This is a genomic window from Bradyrhizobium sp. KBS0727 (assembly GCF_005937885.2).
In the GTDB taxonomy this organism is placed as follows: domain Bacteria; phylum Pseudomonadota; class Alphaproteobacteria; order Rhizobiales; family Xanthobacteraceae; genus Bradyrhizobium.
In genome coordinates this window covers 4,561,108-4,581,247 of the sequence record NZ_CP042176.1, presented here as the reverse complement: position 1 = coordinate 4,581,247, position 20,140 = coordinate 4,561,108, and the positions used below count along the sequence as shown (strand labels likewise).

Below are 20,140 nucleotides of genomic sequence, written 5' to 3'. Positions count from 1 at the left end.
GGGCGATGCGCAGCATCGAACCTCAGATGCGCAATTGCGCATCGGGGAATCTCGAGATTCCGGGTCTGGTGCTTGCGCACCATCCCGGAATGACATTGGTGAAAATCCTACGACTGGCTCTGCCACTGTCCCGAGCGCCCGGCCTGGTCGACCTTGACCGCAACCGTCAGCGTCTCGGTGCCGCCGCCGTAGCGGGTGCCGCGCACCGGGGCGGCGCCGAGGTAGTCCAGCCCGATTGCGACGCGAGCGTGGGCGTCGGTGGTGCAGATGCCGTTGGCGGCATCGAAGCCGACCCAGCCGAGATCCGCGACATAGGCCTCCGCCCAGGCGTGGCCGGCCTGCTGGTTCACGGTGCCGTCGGAGCGGAGGAAATGGCCGGACACGAACCGCGCCGGCACGCCGCCGGAGCGGGCGCAGGCGATGAAGATATGCGCATAGTCCTGGCACACGCCGCGCTTGAGCGCGAAGGCTTCCGCCGCCGAGGTTCCGCTGTTGGTGGGATCCTCGTCGAACGTCATGTGCTCGTTGATCTGCACCATCAGCGCATGCAGGAAGCCGAGGATATCGCCGTCAGATTCCGAGCGCAGCTCGCGGGCGAAGGTCGCCATCGCCGGATTGACTTCCGTCAGCGCGGTCGAGCGCAGGAACAGGCCCGGCGGGAACCGCTCGTCGGTTCCGCGCAGCACGCCGCCGGTGTCGTGGGTCTCGATCAGGCCCTCGACGTGGATGGTGAGGTCCGAGATCGGCCCGTGCGTTAGCACATGGGTGACATTGCCGAACGCATCCTCATGGGTGTCGAGCCGGGAATCGGTCGAGACGTCGACGTTCCACTCGGCGACATACTGCCCGTCATGGCTGCCGGGCGTCAGGCGCAGGATCTGGATCACGCCGGTGGCCGGAGGCTCGTAGCGATAGCTGGTGGAATGGGCAATTCGCAGGCGCATGGCTGGACCAGGATGAGGTTGGGATCGTGATGTCCGGGCATTAGCGCGAAGCGTGTCTTCACGCCAGATGTCCCGGGCATCCACGCCCTTCTCAAAGCAGACGTGGGTGGCCGGGACAAGCCCGACCATGACGTAATTTAAGTGCGCGTAACTTAACCCGTCAGATCAAATATTGCCTGGTGATGATTTCGCCGAGCCGAGCGTTATCCGAGATGAATTCCTGGATGAATTCATGGACGCCGTGCTGGAAGATGTCGTCCATATGGCTGTGTTCCAGCCGGTTGCGGACGCCGCGGGCGTGGCGCTGGGAGGCGCCCTGGCGGCCATAGGCAACGCCGATCTGGTCGAGGTTGCGCACCAGGTTGCTGTAGCAGCTCGCCAGCGACCGCGGCAGCGTATCGTTCAGGATCAGCAAATCGGCAATCAGCCAGGGTTTCAGCGTCTCGCGGTAGACCCAGTGATAGGCCGTCAGTGCCGACACCGAGCGAAGGATCGAGGTCCACTGATAGTAATCCAGGGGGCCGCCGACATGCTCCTCCTCGGGCAACAGCACGTGATACTTGACGTCGAGAATGCGCGCGGTGTTGTCGGCGCGCTCCAGATGCAGGCCGAGCCGCGAGAACCAGTAGGCGTCGTTGCGCAGCATGGTCCGGTAGGCCGAACCGTCGAACCGCAGCGAGGTCTCCTGCACGAAGCGCAGGAACTTTGCCAGTTCCTCGCGGGTCGAGGTGCCTTTGCCCCAGACTTCCTGCAATTCGATCCAGGCCGAGTTGATGGTGTCCCACATCTCGCTGGTCAGCGCGGTGCGGACCGAGCGTGAATTGAGCCGGGCGGCCTCGATGCAGTTCTTGATCGAGGACGGGTTGGACGGCGAGAACGCCAGATATTCGACGACGTTCTGCTCGTTGGCCTCCTGATAGGCCTCATAGAAGCTGGCGCTGACGCCGGCCGTGAGGAGTGCGGAGTCCCACTCGTTGGTCTTGCCGATATAGGCGGCGGGCAGCGCGGTGACGCGCAAGGTCGCGTCGATCGTGCGCGCGAGATATTCCGCCCGCTCGACATAGCGGGCCAGCCAGTACAGGTTTTCGGCGGTGCGCGACAGCATCTCTATTCGTCCAGTATCCAGGTGTCCTTGGTGCCGCCGCCCTGGCTCGAATTGACCACCAGCGAGCCTTCCTTCAACGCGACCCGTGTCAGCCCGCCCGGCACGATGGTGACGTGATCGCGGCCGGTCAGCACGAACGGTCTGAGATCGACGTGGCGCGGCGCGAGGCCGGAGGCGGTGCAGGTCGGGCAGGTCGACAGCGCCAGCGTCGGCTGGGCGATAAAACCTTCCGGCTCGCGCTTGAGCTTGTCGCGGAACGCCTCGATCGTCGCCTTGGTGGCGGCGGGGCCGATCAGCATGCCGTAGCCGCCGGAGCCGTGCACTTCCTTGACGACAAGTTCGCCGAGGTTGTCGAGCACATAGGACAGGTCCTTCGGCTCACGGCAGCGCCAGGTCTGGACGTTCTTCAGGATCGGCTCTTCGGCGAGATAGAATTTCACGATCTCCGGCATGTAGGAATAGATCGCCTTGTCGTCGGCGATGCCGGTGCCGACCGCGTTCGCCAGCGTGATATTGCCGGCCGCATAGGCCGACATCAGCCCGGGGACGCCGAGCGCGGAGTCCGGCCGGAAGGTGAGGGGGTCGAGGAAGTCGTCGTCGACGCGGCGGTAGATCACGTCGACGCGCTTGAGGCCTTCGGTCGTGCGCATGAACACCTCGTCGCTCTTGACGACGAGGTCGCGGCCCTCGACCAGTTCGATGCCGAGCTTGTCGGCCAGGAACGAGTGCTCGTAATAGGCGGAGTTGTAGACGCCGGGCGTCATCAGCGCGACCGTGGGTTCCGCCGAGGCCGACAGCGGCGCCACCGAACGCAGCGCCGACAGCAGTTCGTCCGGATATTTTTCCACCGGCGCCACGCGGTGGCGGGCGAACAGGTCCGGAAACAGCCGCATCATGATTTCGCGGTTTTCCAGCATGTAGGAGACGCCGGACGGCGTCCGCGCATTGTCCTCCAGCACGATGAAATCGTTGGCGTCGACCCGGACGATGTCGATCCCGGCGATATGGACATAGACATCGTGCGGCACGTCCTGGCCGTTCATCTCGGGCCGGAACACCGGGTTCTGGAAGATCAGGTCGTCCGGAATGATGTTGGCGCGGAGAATGTCGCGGCCGTGATAGATGTCGCGCAGGAACATGTTGAGCGCGCGCACCCGCTGCTTCAGGCCCTTTTCGAGCAGGACCCATTCCTTGGCCGCGAAAATCCGCGGGATCACGTCGAAGGGGATCAACCGCTCCTGGGCCTCGGCGTCGCCGTAGACCGCGAAGGTGATGCCGATCCGGCGAAACAGCAGTTCCGCTTCCTGGCGGCGATACTCCAGGGCGTCGGGCGGCGTCTCCTTCAGCCAGCTGGAGAGCTCATGGTAGGCCGAGCGGAGGTCCCCGCCGGGGCCGTTCATTTCATCAAACGCGACTGCCATAAATCCTGACTATCTGTGGAAGCCATACGACACAGTGCATGACTTGACGGGGTGGTAGCAAGGGCCGGGCCAGCGCGATATGCATTGGCTGGCGGCATTTGATATGGGTAGTTCGCCGTGCTGCCCTAAAATCAGGCTGCCGGGTGCTTATTTCGGCAGCAAACCCCCGTGACTTCAATGCGTTGCTTGCGCAATGTCAGGGGACAGGGTGTGAGGAGAAGTCATGAGTGAGATCGTCACGGCGGGAATTCTGGTCATTGGTGACGAGATCCTGTCCGGCCGGACCAAGGACAAGAACATCGGCTTTATCGCCGAATACCTGACCAATATCGGTATCGACCTCAAGGAAGTGCGGGTTGTCGCCGACGACGAGGCCGACATCATCGCCGCCCTTGATGCGCTGCGGCATCGCTACAATTACGTCTTTACCACCGGCGGCATCGGCCCGACCCATGACGACATTACCGCCGACAGCGTTGCCAAGGCGTTCGGGGTCGGTATCGACCATCACCCCGAAGTGGTGGCGCGGTTTAAGGAGCGTTGGACCGAGCAGGACCTCAACGAGGCGCGGTTGCGCATGGCTCGCGTCCCCGATGGCGCCGAACTGATCCAGAGCGCGACCATCCTGGCGCCCGGCTTCAAGCTCGGCAATGTCATCGTGATGGCCGGCATCCCCACCATCATGCAGGCGATGATGGACATCGTCGCACCCAAGCTGAAATCGGGCGTGCGGATGCTGTCGGACTCGGTCCGCGCCGACGCGCGGGAAGGCGACATCGGTGGCCCGCTGCGGGCGATCGCCGCCGCCCATCCCGATACCATCATCGGCAGCTATCCGTTCCAGGACGAGGACAAGAAGCCGAACACCAATCTCGTCGTCCGCTCCCGCGATCCCGAAAAGCTCGCCGCCGCGATGACCGCGGTGAAGGAGATGCTGGCGGGCCTGAACATTACGCGTTAGCGGCTGCGGAAGCCGAATTCGAAAGCTACAGGAGAAGACAATGGCGGCAGATGCGCAGGCACTGAGCGCGCAGGAGCGGGCCGGCAAGGCCTTTCCGGTGTCGTGGGACCAGTTTCATCGGGATTGCCGGGCGCTGACCTGGCGGCTCAACGAGGTCGGGCCGTTTCATGCGGTCATCGCCATCACCCGCGGTGGCCTCGTGCCGGCCGCGATCGTCGCGCGCGAACTCGGCGTGCGCGTGATCGATACCGTCTGCATCGCGAGCTACGATCACGACAAGCAGGGCGAGCTTCAGGTTCTCAAGGGCGTTTCCGCCGACACCGCCAAACTCGGCGCCGGCACCGGCAAGGGACTGCTGATCGTCGACGACCTCGTCGACACCGGCAAGACCGGGCGGCTGGTCCGCGACATGATGCCGGACGCGCATTTCGCCACCGTCTACGCCAAGCCGAAGGGCCGTCCGCTGGTCGATACCTACATTACCGAAGTGTCGCAGGACACCTGGATCTTTTTTCCCTGGGATACTGCATTGTCGTTCCAGCCGCCGATCCGCGACGGGGCGGCTTAAACTTTCTTACCTCGCCCCGCTTGCGGGGAGAGGTCGAAGCCGAAGGCTTCGGGTGAGGGGGACTCTCCGCGGGTTCGGTGTGTGGGGAGAGAGCCCCTCATCCCGACCTTCTCCCCGTAAGAACGGGGAGAAGGAGAAGTAAGATGCCGCTGCAAAACCGCGTCACCCCCACCGGCGACATCGTCGCCGATCCCAATCGCGGCATCTTCACCGGCAATCGCGGCATCATCCACGATCCCGCGACCAAGACCCTGCTGAACAAGCGCTGGTCGAGCCCGGCCTGGATCACCTGCGTCTGCGAATTCCGCGGCTGGCGGCGCCAGGTGATGGCGCGCCGGAGCTGGACCGAGCTGTTCTTCCTCGACGAAGCGACCGCGTTCGCGGCCGGCCATCGGCCCTGCTTCTTCTGCCGCCGCGACGACGCCAATCGTTTTCGCGCGGCGTGGGAAAAGGGCAATGGCGTGACGAATGTGCGCGCGAAGGAGATGGATGCCGTGTTGCACCGAGAACGGCTGGAGCGCGGCAATAAGCGGCTGCATTCGCTGCCGATGCCGGTAACGGAATTACCTGACGGCGCGATGGTGCAGGCGGGCGTGGAAAGTTTTCTGGTTCTGCAGGGCAGAACGTTGTTGTGGTCGATGGCCGGCTATCGCACGGCCGACACCGCAATCGCCTATGCGATGTTGCTGACGCCGCCGTCGACCCTGCGGGCGATATCGGCGGGGTATCGGCCGGTGCTGCATGCGAGTGCGGTGGGGTAGATGCTTCGCCCGTCACTGCTTGCGACAAACGCAAAGCGTTTGCGCAAGGGAGCGTAAGCGACGAAGCAATCCATACTTTCTATCGCGGATAGATGGATTGCTTCGCTGCGCTCGCAATGACGGAGCTACCCCAACCGCTCCCGTGCCAGTTTCGCCCCTGCACCCAGCGCCATCAGTTTCGCCTCCGCGATATCCCGACGCATCGGCGCCATGCCGCAATTGGTGGTCGCGACGATGTTGCTCTTCGGCACGAATTTCGACACCGCTTCGATCACGGCAACCACATCCTCGGCAGTCTCGACCGTGTCGCTGGCGACGTCGATGACGCCGGCCTGGACGACCTTGCCGGTCAAGAGCCCCAGCAGATCCAGCGGCACCTTCGAATTGCGGCATTCGATCGCGACCTGCTGGATCGGGCTCTTGGCGATCGCCGGGAAAATATCCTCGTACTGCCGCCACTCCTTGCCGAGCGTCTGCTTCCAGTCGGTATTGGCCTTGATGCCGTAGCCGTAGCAGATGTGCACGGCGGTGGCGCAGGTGAGCCCTTGGGCCGCGCGTTCCAGCGCCTTGATGCCCCAGTCCGACACCTCGTCCATGTAGACGTTGAAGGCGGGTTCGTCGAACTGGATCACGTCGACGCCGTCGGCCTGCAACGCCTTGGCTTCCTCGTTCAAGAGTTCGGCAAAGGCGAACGCCATCTTGATCCGGTCGCCGTAATATTTGTCGGCGATAGTGTCGATGATGGTCATCGGGCCGGGCAGGGTGAACTTCAGCTTGTTCTTGGTGTGGGTGCGGGCGACGCGGGCCTCGTCGGCATGGACGCGCCCCTTCAGCGTCAGCGGCGCCACCACCTGCGGCACCATCGCCTTGTAGCGGTCCTTGCGGATGCCCATCTCGACCTTGTGGGCGAAATCGATGCCCTCGATCTTCTCCAGAAAGCCGTGGACGAAATGCTGGCGGGCCTGTTCACCCTCGGTGACGATATCGACGCCGGCGTCCTCCTGCAGCTTCACCGCCAGTAGGGTGGCGTCACGCTTGGCGCGCGCGAGTTCGTCTCCCTTGGATTTCCAGGGCGCCCACAGCGTGTTGGACTCGGCCAGCCATTCCGGCTTCGGCAGGGAGCCTGCGATCGTGGTTGGAAACAGCATAACGGCCTCCCGGCAGGTTCTGATTGTCTGATTGAGCGCCTGTCTGCCATGTCTTATGATCGCCGTACAGAACAACAAAAGTCGCCGCCACCGGGGAATAAACCCGAGGTGACGGCATCGAGGGAGCCATGATCGACCTGCACTACGCGCCGACGCCGAACGGCTGGAAAATCTCGATCATGCTGGAGGAACTCGGGCTTCCCTACACCGTCATTCCCGTCAACATCCGCGCCGGCGAGCAGTTTCGGCCGGAATTCCTCGCTATCAGCCCCAACAACCGGATTCCGGCGATCGTCGATCGCGCGCCGGCTGATGGCGGCGGGCCGTTTTCGGTGTTCGAGACCGGCGCGATCCTGATCTATCTAGCCGAGAAGACCGGCCTCTTTCTCCCCTCGGATATGCGCGGCCGTTCGCAGGCGATCCAGTGGGTGATGTGGCAGATGAGCGGGCTCGGCCCGATGCTCGGCCAGCACGGCCATTTCGCGCTCTATGCAAGTGAGAAAATTCCCTACGCGATCGAGCGCTACCGCGACGAAGCGGCGCGGCTCTACCGCGTGCTCGACACCCAACTGGGCAAGACCGGCGCGTACGTGGCAGGCCACGACTATTCGATCGCCGACATCGCTTGCTTTCCCTGGACCATGACCCACAAGGCGCAGGGCTTTACGCTCGACGACTACCCCAACGTCAAGCGCTGGTACGCCACCGTCCGCGCCCGGCCGCAGGTGCAGGCGGGATTGGCGATCGGCAAGTTCGTGAAAGAGCCGTTCGACGAGGAGGCGCGGAAGAACATGTTCGGGCAGGCGGCGAAGGAGATGGCGGGAAAACGCTAAGTTAGTTCCTCATGGTGAGGAGGCGCTTGCGCCGTCTCGAACCATGAGGCCACGATGGTGCCACCTCATTCATCCTTCGAGACGCGCGCAAGGGCGCGCTCCTCAGGATGAGGTCCGAGAAAATCAAAACAAAAAGGAAATCCCCATGATCGAATTCTTCTTCGACTGTTCCAGTCCCTGGACCTATCTCGCCTTCCACAACATCCAGCCGCTTGCGAAAGAGCTGGGCGTCGACATCAGCTGGCGGCCGATCCTGGTCGGCGGCATCTTCAATACCGTCAACCCCAGCGTCTATGCGCAGCGCGAGACGCCGGTGCCGTTGAAGGCGCGTTACATGAAGAAGGACCTCGCCGACTGGGCGCGCTCAGCGGGGCTCGCGATCAAGATGCCGCCGACGGTGTTTCCAGTGAACAGCGTCAAGGCGATGCGCGGCTGCATCTGGGTTGGCAAAGAATCGGGCCCGCAGATGGTGCCGTTCGCGCGCGCGGTGTTCGAGACCTATTGGGGCGGCGACAAGGACATCTCGCAGGATTCGGTACTGACGGAGGTCTGCAAGAAAGCCGGCGTCGATCATGTCAAATTTTTCGAAGGCATCGGCCAGCAAGCGGTCAAGGATCAGCTCAAGGCCAATACCGACGAAGTGATGGCGCGCGGCGGCTTCGGTTCGCCGACGATCTTCGTCGGCAAGACCGACATGTATTTCGGCAACGACCGGATGCCGCTGATCCGCGAAGCCGTGCTGCGCCTGCAAGAGAAAGCCGCCTGATGCCGAAAGCCGTCGTCTGCCGCGAACTCGGCCCGCCCGAGGGCCTGCGCCTGGAAACATTTGCCTCGGCGCCGTTGTCGCCCGGGCAGGTGCGCGTCGCTGTTCGCGCCGCCGGGATCAATTTCCCTGACGTGCTGATGGCGGCGGGCGAATATCAGCTCAAGCCGCCGCTGCCGTTCACACCGGGCGTGGAAGCCGCCGGTGACATCGTCGAGGTCAATGCGGCCGAGGGCGTCGCGGTCGGCGATAAGGTCATCGTCAAGATGCGGCACGGCGCCTATTGCGACGAGGCGATCGCCACGCCTGCGCAACTGGTGCGGCTGCCTTCGACTTTCGATTACGCCGAGGGCGCGACGTTTCTCGCCGGCCACGGCACGGCGTATCACGCGCTGATCGACCGCGGCCAGCTTCAGCCCGGGGAGGTGCTGCTGGTGCACGGCGCCGGCGGCGGCGTCGGCCTCGCTGCTGTCGAGATCGGCAAGATGCTCGGCGCCACCGTGATCGCGACCGCGTCCAGCGACGAGAAGCTCGAGATTGCCAAGGCGCGCGGCGCCGATCATCTGGTGCGCTACGACCGCGAGCCGTTCCGCGATGCCGTCAAGCGCATCACCGACGGGCGGGGCGCCGACGTAGTGTTCGATCCGGTCGGCGGCGAGGTGTTCGAGAACAGCATGCGCTGCATCAATTGGGGCGCACGGCTGTTGATCATCGGCTTCACCGGCGGCATCGGTCTTGCGAAGACCAACCTGCTGATGATCAAGGGCGCCAGCGTGCTTGGCGTGCGCGCCGGCGAAGCGGTGCGGAAAAATCCCGCGCTCGGCGAAGTCAGGATCAAGGCGCTGACCGAATGGGCGGAAGCCGGAAAAATCCGCCCCAACATCTCGCACCGCCTGCCGCTGGAAGACTACGCCCGCGCGATGCGGCTGTTGATCGACCGCAAGGCGATCGGGCGGGTGGCGCTGACGATGGGATGAACCCGTCATGCCCCGCGAAGGCGGAGGCATTCATCGTGATCGAGGCGCCGGTGTTTACTGGATCACCCGCTTTCGCGGGTGATGACAGATATGCCTGTGGCCGGCCTCGCTATTTATACCCGCGCTCGTCCCACCACGGGAAATAGTCGGGCATGTCAGCCGAAACCTTGTCTTTGAACTGCGCCGGGCGCTTTTCCAGGAACGAGACCACGCCTTCCTTGACATCTCCCGAACGTCCGCGGGCGTAGATGCCGCGGCTGTCGACCTTGTGGGCTTCCATCGGATCGTCGGCGCCCATCATGCGCCACATCATCTGCCGGATCAGCGCGACCGACACCGGCGCGGTCTTGGCCGCGAATTCCTTGGCCATCGCGCGCGCGGTCGGCAGCAGGTCGTCCGGCGGCACCACCTTACTGACGAGGCGGCCGGCCAGCGCTTCCTGCGCCGGGAACACGCGGCCCGAATAGCACCATTCCAGCGCCTGCGAGATGCCGACGATGCGCGGCAGGAACCAGGAGGAGGCGGCTTCCGGCACGATACCGCGCTGCGAGAACACGAAGCCGAAGCGCGCGGCCTCGGACGCAATGCGGATATCCATCGCCAGCTGCATGGTGACGCCGATGCCGACCGCCGGGCCGTTCACCGCCGCGATCACAGGCTTCAGGCACTTGAAGATGCGCAGCGTCACCTGGCCGCCGCCGTCGCGGACCTGCGGATCGCTGTAGTCGACGCTGCCATCGGCGAGCCGCTTCACCGGCCCGCGGCGGGCGTCGCGGTCAAACGTGTTGGCGCCGGAGGAGAGGTCGGCGCCGGCGCAGAAGCCGCGTCCCGCGCCGGTCACGATGATGGCGCGGACGTTGTCGTCCTTGTCGGCGGCGTCGAACGCGTCGATCAGTTCCTGCTGCATGGTGCCGTTGAAGGCGTTGAGCTTGTCGGGCCGGTTCAGCGTGATGGTGAGAATCTGATCCTCGACCTCGTACTTGATCGTCTCATACGCCATTGGGTGTTCCTCTACCGTTGTTCGTTTCTTGCGTCGTCGGGTTTCATACATCGTCATGCCCGGGCTTGTCCCGGGCATCCACGTCCTTTCCGCGTCACAGTAAGAACGTGGATGGCCGGGACAAGCCCGGCCATGACGGAGAGGGCTACACCGTCATTTCTTCGGCGGGTTCGGCCACGGCTTCTGCGGGCCGCGCAGGCCCTCGAACGCCTTGGCCATGCCGAGCACGCCGAGATCGTCGAAGCGTTTTCCGACGATCTGCACGCCGATCGGGAAACCCTTCTTGTCGTAGCCGCCGTTGATCGAGGCGGCGGGATTTTCCGACATGTTCCACGGCACGGTGTAGGCGATGTGTTCGAACGGCCTGAGCGGATCGTTGAGCGGTGCGGCGAATTCGGCCGGAAAATTCACCACCGGCGACACCGGCGAGATCACGTAATCGACCTCGCAGAACAGTTTTGCCGCGGCGGCGCGGATCGCCATGGTGGCGTTAAAACCCCTGACGACGTCGACGCCGCTGAGTTTCGCGCCGGTCTCGGCCCATTGGTAGATGTAGGGCAGCGCCTTGGCGCGCTGCTCGGGCGGCAGCAGTGAGAGATCCGACCACATCCGGGCACGCCAGAAATGGTCGAGCCCGTCGAGCATTTCGCGGGTCAGGATGCCGTCGACTTCGGTGAGGACGGCGCCGGCGGATTCAAACGCCTTCGCGGCCTTGACCGCGACGTCGCGGACCTCTTTCTCCAGCGCCTGGCCGGTACCGGCATCGAGCATCAACCCGATGCGCAGCTTGCGCGGCGATTTGTCCAGCGCCTTCCAGTTGATCTCGTGCGCCGGCAGGCTCATGCCGTCGCGCCGGTCGGGCCGCGACAATACGCTCATCATCAGCGCGGCATCGTCGACGATGCGGGTCATCGGCCCGGCGACGCGGCCGACATAGGGCGGATCGACGGGAACGCGACCGAGGCTTGGCTTCAGCGCGAACAGACCGTTCCAGCACGCCGGCAGCCGTACCGAGCCGCCGATGTCGGTACCGAGATGCAGCGGACCGTAACCGGCAGCACCGGCCGCGCCCGCGCCGGCCGACGAGCCGCCGGGATTCTTGCTGACGTCCCAGGGGTTGCGGGTGAGGGGATGGAAACTCGAGAGTCCCGAAGACAGCATGCCGTAATCCGGCATCGTGGTCTTGGAGAAGATGACGGCGCCGGCCTCGCGCAACCGCGCGGCGGGCGGCGCATCCTTCGGTGCGGGCGTCAGCGTCACGCTGGCGGCGCCGAGCGGCACCGGCTGGTCTTTGGTGGCGATGTTGTCCTTGATCGTGACCGGTACGCCGTCGAGCGTGCCCATTGGCTCGCCCTTGTTCCAGCGTTCGGTCGACGCCCTGGCCGTGGCGCGGGCGCCTTCGGGATCGAACAGATAGAGCGCATGGATGTGCGGTTCCCACACCGCGACATGCGCCAGCACTTCTTCCAGCACTTCGGAGGGCGAGAATTGCTTGGCGCGATAGCCGGCAATCAGGTCGACGGCGCTGAGGTCATGCAGCGACGTGACCGCTTCCTCAGGCGTCGGTTTATGCATGGGAACCTACCGGCAGGCGGGTTTCGATGATGCGCGCAAACATGCTGGCGCCGATGGGCAGGATCTTGTCATCGAGGACGTAGCCGGGATTGTGCACGGGCACCGAGCCCTCGTGGCCGACCCAGAAATAGGCGCCGGGCACCGCCTGCATCATATCGGCGAAATCCTCGCTGCCCATCTTCGGCTGCGAGCGGGTGATGACCTTGGACGGATCGACCACGGTCTTCGCTACTTGCTCGACCACATTGGACTGCTCAACCTCGTTGACCAGCACGCTGAAGGTGTCACGGATGTCGGCCGTGATCTCGCACTGGAAGGTCGCGGCGATGCCGGCGCAGATCGCGCGCATGCGCTCGCGGATCAGCGCGCGCACGCCGTCGTCGAACGCGCGCACGGTGCCGCAGAGCCTGGCGTCGCCGGGGATCACGTTATAGGCGGAGCCGGCATGGATCTGGGTGATCGAGAGCACCGCGGCCTTCAACGGATCGACGTTGCGGCTGACGATGGTCTGCAGCGCCTGCGCCAACGTCGTTGCGATCACCACCGCGTCCTTGGAGCGCTCCGGCATCGCGCCGTGGGCGCCATAGCCCTGGATGACGATGTCGAAGAAATCCGCGCCCGCCATCGCCGGTCCCGGCAGGATCGCGATCTCGCCATGATCGAGGTCCGGCGCATTGTGCAGGCCGTAGACCTCGTCGCAGGGAAACTTCTGGAACAGGCCGTCCTTGATCATGGCGCGCGCGCCGCCGAGGCCTTCTTCGGCAGGCTGGAAGATGAAGTGCACGGTACCGTCGAAATTCCTGGTCTCGGCCAGATAACGCGCGGTGCCGAGCAGCATGGTGGTGTGGCCGTCATGGCCGCAGCCGTGGAAGCGGCCGGGAATGGTCGAGCGCCATTTCAGGTTGGTGTTCTCTTCCATCGGCAGCGCGTCCATGTCGGCGCGCAGCCCGATCCGCTTGGTGCCGGTGCCCTTGCCCTTGAGCACGCCGATCACGCCGGTGCCGCCGAGCCCGCGATGCACCTCGATGCCCCATTGCGTCAGCTTGTCGGCGACGATGCCCGAGGTGCGCACCTCTTCGAAGCCGATCTCGGGATGGGCGTGCAGGTCGCGGCGGATCGCGGTGAGTTCCTCGGCATAGCCGTCGATGCGTTCGATGGTGGGCATGGTTGTTATCCCGTGATGGAAGTTGAACGTGCTTTGGCCGGCGGCGTGAAGGCAGGGCCGTTCGGCTTGATGCGGATGCCCGGACGCAGCCGGGTCCAGGGTAGCGTTGCGGTATCCGCCGGCATCGCGCCGGGGGCGGCGCAAATCAGCAGCTTTTCGGCGATCGGCTCAAAATCGGCGCGGAAGTGCACCGAACTCTTGTTGACAAGGATCGCCTGCTCGGTCGGCTCGATGCCAACATAACGATACATCGACTGATCCGCGAGCTGCGCCTTGTGCGAACTCACGACTACCCGGACATCGCCGATGCGCAACGCTGCCGAGGGGCCCATGTCCATGTCGCGGCCGCCATAATAGGGGCCGGGCGCCACGAATTTTCCGTCCGACAGCTTTTCGACGATGAACGTTTCTTGGAACGGCGCGTCGCCGGGAATGCCGGACTTGCCGCCGAGCGCGAGCGTGACTGACGCGCCGACCCCGGCCGCATGCGCGGCCTTGGCCGATTGCGGATCGTAGATCACGCCGGTGGCGGCGCGGGTGGCGTTGTTGCGGACCAGCGCGCGCAACATGCCTGTCGTGTCGGAATCGCCGCCGGCGCCGGGATTGTCCTGGGTGTCGGCGATGATGATCGGCCTCGATGCCGTCTTCGCCAGTTCCATGGCGTGACGCACGCCGTCATCGGGCGAGAATATCCGGCCGTCGAAATCGTCCTCATGGCCTTCGATCAGTGCGACGACCTTGTCCGCTGCGGCATCGGCATCGGCCTGGGTCTTGCCGTAGGCGAACACGCTCGGCCCGCAATCCCTGAAGTCCGCCGCCGGGAAGCCCGGCGCGAACGACAGCGTCGGCACGGCCTCGTTCTCAAGATCGGCGAGCTGCTGATAGATCCCTTTGGTCGGCTGGTCGTTGGTGCACTGCCAACTGATCGGAATCAGGAACGGCAGTTGACGGAACGCCTTGGCGAAGCGCGTCCTGGTCTTCAGCATCAGCGCGAGATGATTTGCGGCGGCCCGGCCGGTGTCGGCCATGTCGACATGGGGGTAGGTGCGATAGGCGATCAGCGCGTCGGCATGTTCGACCATTTCGGGCGTCACATTGGCGTGCAGGTCGAGACTGACGACCAGTGGCAGCTCCGGGCCGATTACCTGGCGCACGCGCCGCAGGATTTCGCCTTCGCCGTCGTCGAAATGCTCGGTTACCATCGCGCCATGCAGGTCGAGATAAACCGCATCCAGCGCGCCGGCATTGGCGATGCCGTCGACCATCTCCTTGACGATGCGCTCGAACGCATCCTCGGTGACATGGGCCGAGGGACTGGCGCCGCAGGAGATCGTCGGCACCAAGTCCCAGCCATTGACCTCCGCGGCTTCGACAAAGCCGGCGAGGCCGACATTGATCTTGCGCATCACTTTAAGGACGTCGGCGCCGTGCGCCATCGCCGGCCAGCCGCCGCCATGCACGAAATCGGCATAGGTCGCCTTTGTCGGCGCGAAGGTATTGGTCTCGTGCAGGAAGCCGCCGACGGCGATACGGGTCATCAGGTGTCTCGATTGAAATTCCGGCGCGACGTTAGACTCGTCATTGCAAGGAGCGCAAGCGACGAAGCAATCCAGATTTGCATGGGGCTTACGCCGTCACCAATACCGTCATTGCGAGCGAAGCGAAGCAATCCATATTGCGGCAGAACGGATGGATGGATTGCTTCGTCGCTTGCGCTCCTCGCAATGACGGCGAGAGAGCGTCACTCCGCGGCAATACCGGCCGAAACCGGCCGGAAATTGGCGAAATCCCAGCCGCGGCCGGGGGCGGCTTCGAGCAGCGCGCGGGTATAGGCCTGCTGCGGGTTGGTCAGCACCTGCGCGGCTGGTCCCTGTTCCACAACCCGGCCATGCTGCATCACGGCAACGTCGTCGCAGATTTGCGCGGCGACGCGAAGGTCGTGGGTGATGAAGAGCAGCGCGATGCCGAGCCGGCTCTGGATTTCATCGAGCAGTTCCAGCACCTGCGCCTGCACCGAAACATCAAGCGCCGAGACCGCTTCGTCCGCGACCAGCACGTCGGGGTCGAGGGCGAGCGCGCGCGCGATCGCGATGCGCTGGCGCTGGCCGCCGGAGAATTGGTGCGGATAGCGCGAGATCGCGTCGGGTGGCAGGTCGACCAGTTCGAGCAGTTCGCGCGCCTTCGCCAGCGCCTCGCTGCGCGGCATGCCGTAATTGATCGGACCTTCCGCGATGCTTTCGCCGACGGTGACGCGCGGATTGAGCGACCGGTACGGATCCTGGAAGATGATCTGGATGCGCTTGCGGTGCGGCTGCAGCAGCCGGCGCGACAGGTCGGAGATTTCGCGCCCCGCCAGGCGCACGCCGCCGGAAGTGGGGTCGATCAGGCGCACGATGCAGCGCGCCACCGTCGACTTGCCGGAGCCGCTTTCGCCGACGATGCCCAGCGTGCGGCCCTTGCGCAGGGTCAGCGTCACGTCCTTGGCGGCGGCGACTTCGCGGGCTTTGCCGAAGAAGGAACGTTCGCGATAGACCTTGCCGAGATCGTTGGCCTCCAGCACGATGGGTTCTTCGGTCTCCGCGCGCGGCGCCCGCGGCACCAGGCTCGGCACGGCCGACAGCAGGTTGCGGGTGTATTCCATGGTGGGCTGGCGCAGGATGGTGTCGAGCGCGCCGGTTTCGACCAGCCGGCCGTTGCGCATGACCGCGACGCGGTCGGCGATTTCGGCGACCACGCCCATGTCGTGGGTGATGAACAGCACCGCGGTGCCGTGATCGCGCTGCAGGTCGCGGATCAGGGTCAGGATTTGCTTTTGCGTGGTGACGTCGAGCGCCGTGGTCGGCTCATCCGCGATCAGGAGTTTGGGTTCGAGCACCAGCGCCATCGCGATCATGATGCGCTGGCGCTGGCCGCCGGAGAGCCGGTGCGGATAGGAAGCGAAGATGCGCTCGACCTCGGGCAGCCGCACCTGTTCCATCATCGCCAGGATCTTCGCGCGCCGCGCCCGGGCGTCGAGGTCGGTATGGACGCGCAGCACTTCGTCGATCTGGCGGCCGACCGGCACCACTGGGTTCAGCGCCGTCATCGGCTCCTGAAAAATCATCGCCATGGTGGTGGCGCGTAGCTGACGCAGGCGGCGGTCGCTGGCGTTCAAAAGTTCCTCGCCGACCAGCTTGACGCTGCCGGCGGACGGCACCAGCGCGCCTTTCTGCAACAGCCCCATCACCGTCAGTGACGTCACCGATTTGCCCGATCCGCTTTCGCCGACCACGCACAGCGTCTCGCCTTGGTGAACCTGCAGCGAGATGCCGTCGATGATGCGCTTGGCGGCCGGATCTCTGCCGAGGCCGACGATGAGGTTGTCGATGTCGAGAACGACGTTGGTCATATCAGGCTTTCCCCACCGTCATTCCGGCCACCGTCATTCCGGGGCGGACAGCGCCGAAATCTATCGTTTGTCATTCCGGGGCGCGTTGAAGACGCGAACCCGGAATCTCGAGATTCTCCGATGTGCAATTGCACATCGTAGTTCGCACTTCGTGCGCCCCGGAATGACTGCATCCTCGTCACTTCGCGCCCTCCCGCTGCTTCATCTTCGGATCGAGCGCGTCGCGGGCAGCGTCGCCGATCAGGTTGATGCTCAAAATCGCGATCGACAGCAGCAGGCCGGGCCAGAAGATCAGCGACGGCTTGATCTGGAAGTAGGCGCGCCCCTCGGCCATGATGTTGCCCCAGGTCGGCGTCTCCGGATTGATGCCGGCGCCGAGGAACGACAGGATCGCCTCGGTGAGGATGGCGGACGCGCAGACGTAGGTGCCTTGCACGATCAGCGGCGCGATCGTATTCGGCATCAGGTGCCGCCACATGATCTTGGGCAGGCTGGAGCCGACCGAGATCGCGGCCTCGACATAGGGCTCCTCGCGCGCCGACAGCACCACCGAGCGCACCAGACGCGCCACGCGCGGAATTTCCGGAATCGTGATCGCGATCAGCACCGTCATCAGGCTGGCGCCGGACAGCGACACCACGGCAATCGCGAGCAGGATGCTCGGGATCGCCATCAGCCCGTCCATCACCCGCATCATCACGGCGTCGACCCATTTGAAGAAGCCGGAGACGAGGCCGATCACAAGCCCGATGCCGATCGAGAAGATCGCGGCGCCGATGCCGATAACAAGGGAAATCCGTCCGCCATAGATGATGCGCGACAGCACGTCGCGGCCGTAGCCGTCAGTGCCGAGCCAGTGCAGGGCAGTCGATGGCTTCAGCCGCTGCGCCGGCGCCAGCAACAGCGGATCGTGCGGGGCGAGCAGCGGCGCCAGGATGGCCATTAAGACGATCAGCCCCAGCAGCACGGTCGCGACCGCGATGATCGGCGTCGACGTCAGGAATCCAAGTCTTGGCCGGAGCGGCGTGGTGACCGGTATCGACGGTTCGGGGAGGGTTTCGATGGCCATCAGTACCGAGCCTCAATAACGAATTCTGGGATCAAGAAGGGTATAGGCGACGTCGATCAGGAGATTGACGGCGACATAGATGCCCGACGTCAAAAGGATCATCGCCTGGATCACCGGATAGTCGCGCGCCAGCACCGCATCGACGGTGAGGCGGCCGATGCCGGGCAGGTTGAACACGCTCTCGGTAACGACGACGCCGGAAATCAGCAGCGCGAATCCAGTGCCGATCACGGTGATGACGGGGACCGCGGCGTTGCGCAGCGCGTGGTGCAGCAGCACGCCGGTCTCGGAGATGCCCTTGGCGCGCGCGGTGCGGACGTAGTCCTCGCCGAGCACGTCCAGCATTGCTGCCCGCGTCATCCGCGCGATCAGCGCGACATAGATAAAGGACAGCGTGCAGGTCGGCAGGATGATGCGCTCGAAGAACGGGCCGAAGCCGGCAAAAATGCTCTTGAAGCCCTGCACCGGCACCCAGCGCAGGTCGATCGCAAAAATCTGGATCAGGACATAGCCGATCACGAACACGGGGACCGAGAAGCCAACGACGGAGAGGCCCATCACGAAACGGTCGATCCAGGTGCCGTGCTTCCATGCCGCGATCACCCCGAGCGGGACCGCGACCAGGATGGAGAGGATGATGGTGCACAGCGCCACCGAGATCGACGGCTCGACGCGCTGGCTGATCATCTTCAGCACCGGCACGTTCGAGATCAGGGAGACGCCGAGATCGCCGTGCAGCAGCCGGCCGATCCAGGTGAAGAACTGGGTGTACAGCGGCTCGGTGAGGCCGAGCGAGGTGCGGATCTGTTCGAGTTTTTCCGGCGTGGCATTGTCGCCGGCCAGGATCGCGGCGGGATCGCCCGGCGTCAGCCGCAGCAACAGGAACACGAACAGCGCAACGACGCCCATCACGGGGATGGTGGCGAGGATGCGGCGAAGCAGATATCCGAACATTTTGATCCGTTACAAATGTGGCAACCGGTCATTCGGTCGGCACAGCCTCTATTCTCGGCCGGTAGCGTACCAGTTCAGCAAGTCCCGTGCCATTGGATGGGCACTCCGTCATTCCGGGGCGATGCGAAAGCATCGAACCCGGAATCTCGAGATTCCGGGTCTGGTCCTTCGGACCATCCCGGAATGACGGTGACCTCACCCTTACTCCAGTGTCGCCAATAACCCCGCCATCAACCGGCCGCGTTCGGCGAGGCTGTCGACTTCGATGTGTTCGTTGAGCGTATGGGCGTCGGCACCGCGGACGCCGAGGCCGTCGAGCGTCGGAATCCCCATGGCGCCGGTGAAATTGCCGTCGGAACCGCCGCCGGCGCTGGCGTGGGGAAGCTCATGGCCCATCGCCCTGGCGATGCCGCGCGCCTTCTCGTACAGCGCCAGGGTGCCGGTGTCGGGTTCCCAGACCGGGCGGGTCACGCCCCGGGTCACCGTGAACGAGACGTCATTGGCGCTGCCTGATAGCGCCAGCATGCGCTCGACGCCGCGGTCGAGATCGGCCTGGCGCTTGGCCATGCTCAGCGCCTCGCCGGAGCAGGTGGTGGCGACGCAGTTGACCCATTGGCCGCCATGCACGATGCCGACCGAGAAGGTGCAATCTTCAGTCGTCATGCTGTCGATGGCGATGATCTGGCGCGCCATCTCGCGGATCGCTGAACGTCCCGAGGACAGCGTGGCGCCGGCATGGCTCGGCTTGCCGACGGCTTCGAGGTTGAACCGCGCGATCGCGTAACGCCCGGTGACGACGCCGTTATTGAGCCGTCCCGGCTCCGGCACCAGCACGTATTTGTTGCGCGCGGCTTCCGCCTCGATGATGTCGCGGGTGGAGGGCGTGCCGACTTCCTCGTCCGGCGTAAACAGCACCGTGATCGGCAGCGGCGTCGTGAACGCGGCGCGGGCGAGTTGTCTTATCGCTTCCAGCGACAAATAGTTGCCGCCCTTCATGTCGAAGATCCCGGGGCCGAAGCATTTGTTGCCCTCGCGCCGCCACTTCAGCTTGTCGATGGTGCCGACCGGGTGGACGGTGTCGAGATGGCCGGCGATCAGGACGCCGGGCTGGCCTTGTTTCGGATGCGGAAACCGGGCGCGAACGCAGCCGGCAAATCCCTGCCGGCCGGCGATGCGTTCGATGGTCGCACCCATGACCGCCATGTCGCGCGCGGCGAGGTCGAGCATCCGCCCGACGGCGGACGTATCCCAGGTCGGGCTTTCGCATTCCACCCAGCCTCGCAGCCCCTGCAGCATGGTCTCGGAATCAAAGGGAAGATTGGCCGGGTTCATGAACTTTCTCTCAGCTTGAGCAGTATCGCGCCGGCTTACGAAAATCGCATGCGGTGGATTTGTAAAGTCAAATAGCTGCCGCTTCCTCATTTCATTTGTATACGTTCGATCTCGCCAAAACCGGATTGACGCGCCACGCGCTTGGTGCAAGTCTCAAATAGTCTGGATTTACAGCG

Annotated in this window: 18 protein-coding genes; 6 read left to right on the top strand and 12 right to left on the bottom strand. The window is 64.4% G+C overall.

Going from position 1 to position 20,140, the window contains the following annotated elements:
- Positions 1-107: 107 nt before the first annotated feature.
- The 3 genes from FFI89_RS21510 to FFI89_RS21500 all read right to left on the bottom strand — a co-directional run bounded on the left by FFI89_RS21510 (position 108) and on the right by FFI89_RS21500 (position 3,470).
- Positions 108-944, bottom strand: a complete 837-nt coding sequence (locus FFI89_RS21510) for a transglutaminase family protein (RefSeq protein WP_138829642.1) — start codon at positions 942-944, stop codon at positions 108-110.
- A gap of 160 nt (positions 945-1,104) precedes the next feature.
- Complete coding sequence (locus FFI89_RS21505; protein ID WP_138829641.1) at positions 1,105-2,049, bottom strand: alpha-E domain-containing protein; 945 nt, start codon at positions 2,047-2,049, stop codon at positions 1,105-1,107.
- A 2-nt stretch (positions 2,050-2,051) separates the two neighbouring features.
- Entirely contained in the window at positions 2,052-3,470 is a 1,419-nt protein-coding gene (locus FFI89_RS21500; protein WP_138829640.1) for a circularly permuted type 2 ATP-grasp protein, read from the bottom strand.
- A 223-nt stretch (positions 3,471-3,693) separates the two neighbouring features.
- Between FFI89_RS21500 and FFI89_RS21495 the strand changes: the two genes are divergently transcribed.
- The 3 genes from FFI89_RS21495 (at position 3,694) to FFI89_RS21485 (ending at position 5,760) form a co-directional block, all read left to right on the top strand.
- The gene (locus FFI89_RS21495) at positions 3,694-4,431 is read left to right on the top strand and encodes a molybdopterin-binding protein (RefSeq protein ID WP_138829639.1); all 738 of its coding nucleotides are present in this window, start codon (positions 3,694-3,696) and stop codon (positions 4,429-4,431) included.
- Positions 4,432-4,471: 40 nt separating this feature from the next.
- A complete protein-coding gene (gene gpt, locus FFI89_RS21490; RefSeq protein WP_138829638.1) occupies positions 4,472-4,999 on the top strand; it encodes a xanthine phosphoribosyltransferase in 528 nt (175 codons plus the stop codon).
- A 143-nt stretch (positions 5,000-5,142) separates the two neighbouring features.
- A complete protein-coding gene (locus FFI89_RS21485; protein ID WP_138829637.1) occupies positions 5,143-5,760 on the top strand; it encodes a hypothetical protein in 618 nt (205 codons plus the stop codon).
- Between the two features lie 125 nt (positions 5,761-5,885).
- Here the strand turns inward: FFI89_RS21485 and FFI89_RS21480 are convergent, their stop codons facing one another.
- Positions 5,886-6,908, bottom strand: a complete 1,023-nt coding sequence (locus tag FFI89_RS21480; protein ID WP_138829636.1) for a methionine synthase — start codon at positions 6,906-6,908, stop codon at positions 5,886-5,888.
- Positions 6,909-7,036: 128 nt separating this feature from the next.
- Between FFI89_RS21480 and FFI89_RS21475 the strand changes: the two genes are divergently transcribed.
- The 3 genes from FFI89_RS21475 (at position 7,037) to FFI89_RS21465 (ending at position 9,481) form a co-directional block, all read left to right on the top strand.
- Positions 7,037-7,741, top strand: coding sequence for a glutathione binding-like protein (locus tag FFI89_RS21475; protein WP_138829635.1), 705 nt, complete (start codon positions 7,037-7,039; stop codon positions 7,739-7,741).
- A 145-nt stretch (positions 7,742-7,886) separates the two neighbouring features.
- Positions 7,887-8,507, top strand: a complete 621-nt coding sequence (locus FFI89_RS21470) for a 2-hydroxychromene-2-carboxylate isomerase (RefSeq protein WP_138829634.1) — start codon at positions 7,887-7,889, stop codon at positions 8,505-8,507.
- Positions 8,507-9,481, top strand: a complete 975-nt coding sequence (locus FFI89_RS21465; protein WP_138829633.1) for an NADPH:quinone oxidoreductase family protein — start codon at positions 8,507-8,509, stop codon at positions 9,479-9,481. The genes FFI89_RS21470 and FFI89_RS21465 overlap by 1 nt, the downstream gene beginning before the upstream one ends.
- A gap of 109 nt (positions 9,482-9,590) precedes the next feature.
- On the opposite strand, the gene FFI89_RS21460 is transcribed toward FFI89_RS21465, so the two are convergent.
- The 8 genes from FFI89_RS21460 to FFI89_RS21425 all read right to left on the bottom strand — a co-directional run bounded on the left by FFI89_RS21460 (position 9,591) and on the right by FFI89_RS21425 (position 19,964).
- Entirely contained in the window at positions 9,591-10,481 is an 891-nt protein-coding gene (locus tag FFI89_RS21460) for a crotonase/enoyl-CoA hydratase family protein (protein ID WP_138829632.1), read from the bottom strand.
- Positions 10,482-10,634: 153 nt separating this feature from the next.
- A complete protein-coding gene (locus tag FFI89_RS21455; RefSeq protein WP_138829631.1) occupies positions 10,635-12,056 on the bottom strand; it encodes an amidase in 1,422 nt (473 codons plus the stop codon).
- On the bottom strand, positions 12,049-13,221 hold the full coding sequence (locus FFI89_RS21450) for a M20 aminoacylase family protein (RefSeq protein WP_138829630.1): 1,173 nt from the start codon (positions 13,219-13,221) through the stop codon (positions 12,049-12,051). Before FFI89_RS21450 ends, FFI89_RS21455 begins: the two co-directional genes overlap by 8 nt.
- 5 nt (positions 13,222-13,226) lie before the next feature.
- A complete protein-coding gene (locus tag FFI89_RS21445) occupies positions 13,227-14,759 on the bottom strand; it encodes a M81 family metallopeptidase (RefSeq protein WP_138829629.1) in 1,533 nt (510 codons plus the stop codon).
- A gap of 203 nt (positions 14,760-14,962) precedes the next feature.
- Entirely contained in the window at positions 14,963-16,609 is a 1,647-nt protein-coding gene (locus tag FFI89_RS21440) for an ABC transporter ATP-binding protein (RefSeq protein ID WP_138829628.1), read from the bottom strand.
- 178 nt (positions 16,610-16,787) lie between these two features.
- Positions 16,788-17,678 carry an ABC transporter permease gene (locus FFI89_RS21435; protein WP_138829627.1) on the bottom strand — a complete coding sequence of 297 codons (891 nt, stop codon included), beginning with the start codon at positions 17,676-17,678 and terminating at the stop codon, positions 16,788-16,790.
- Between the two features lie 12 nt (positions 17,679-17,690).
- On the bottom strand, positions 17,691-18,632 hold the full coding sequence (locus tag FFI89_RS21430; RefSeq protein ID WP_138829626.1) for an ABC transporter permease: 942 nt from the start codon (positions 18,630-18,632) through the stop codon (positions 17,691-17,693).
- 201 nt (positions 18,633-18,833) lie between these two features.
- Positions 18,834-19,964 (bottom strand): M20/M25/M40 family metallo-hydrolase, encoded by a 1,131-nt coding sequence (locus FFI89_RS21425; protein ID WP_138829625.1) that lies wholly within the window; start codon positions 19,962-19,964, stop codon positions 18,834-18,836.
- Between the last annotated feature and the right edge of the window lie 176 nt (positions 19,965-20,140).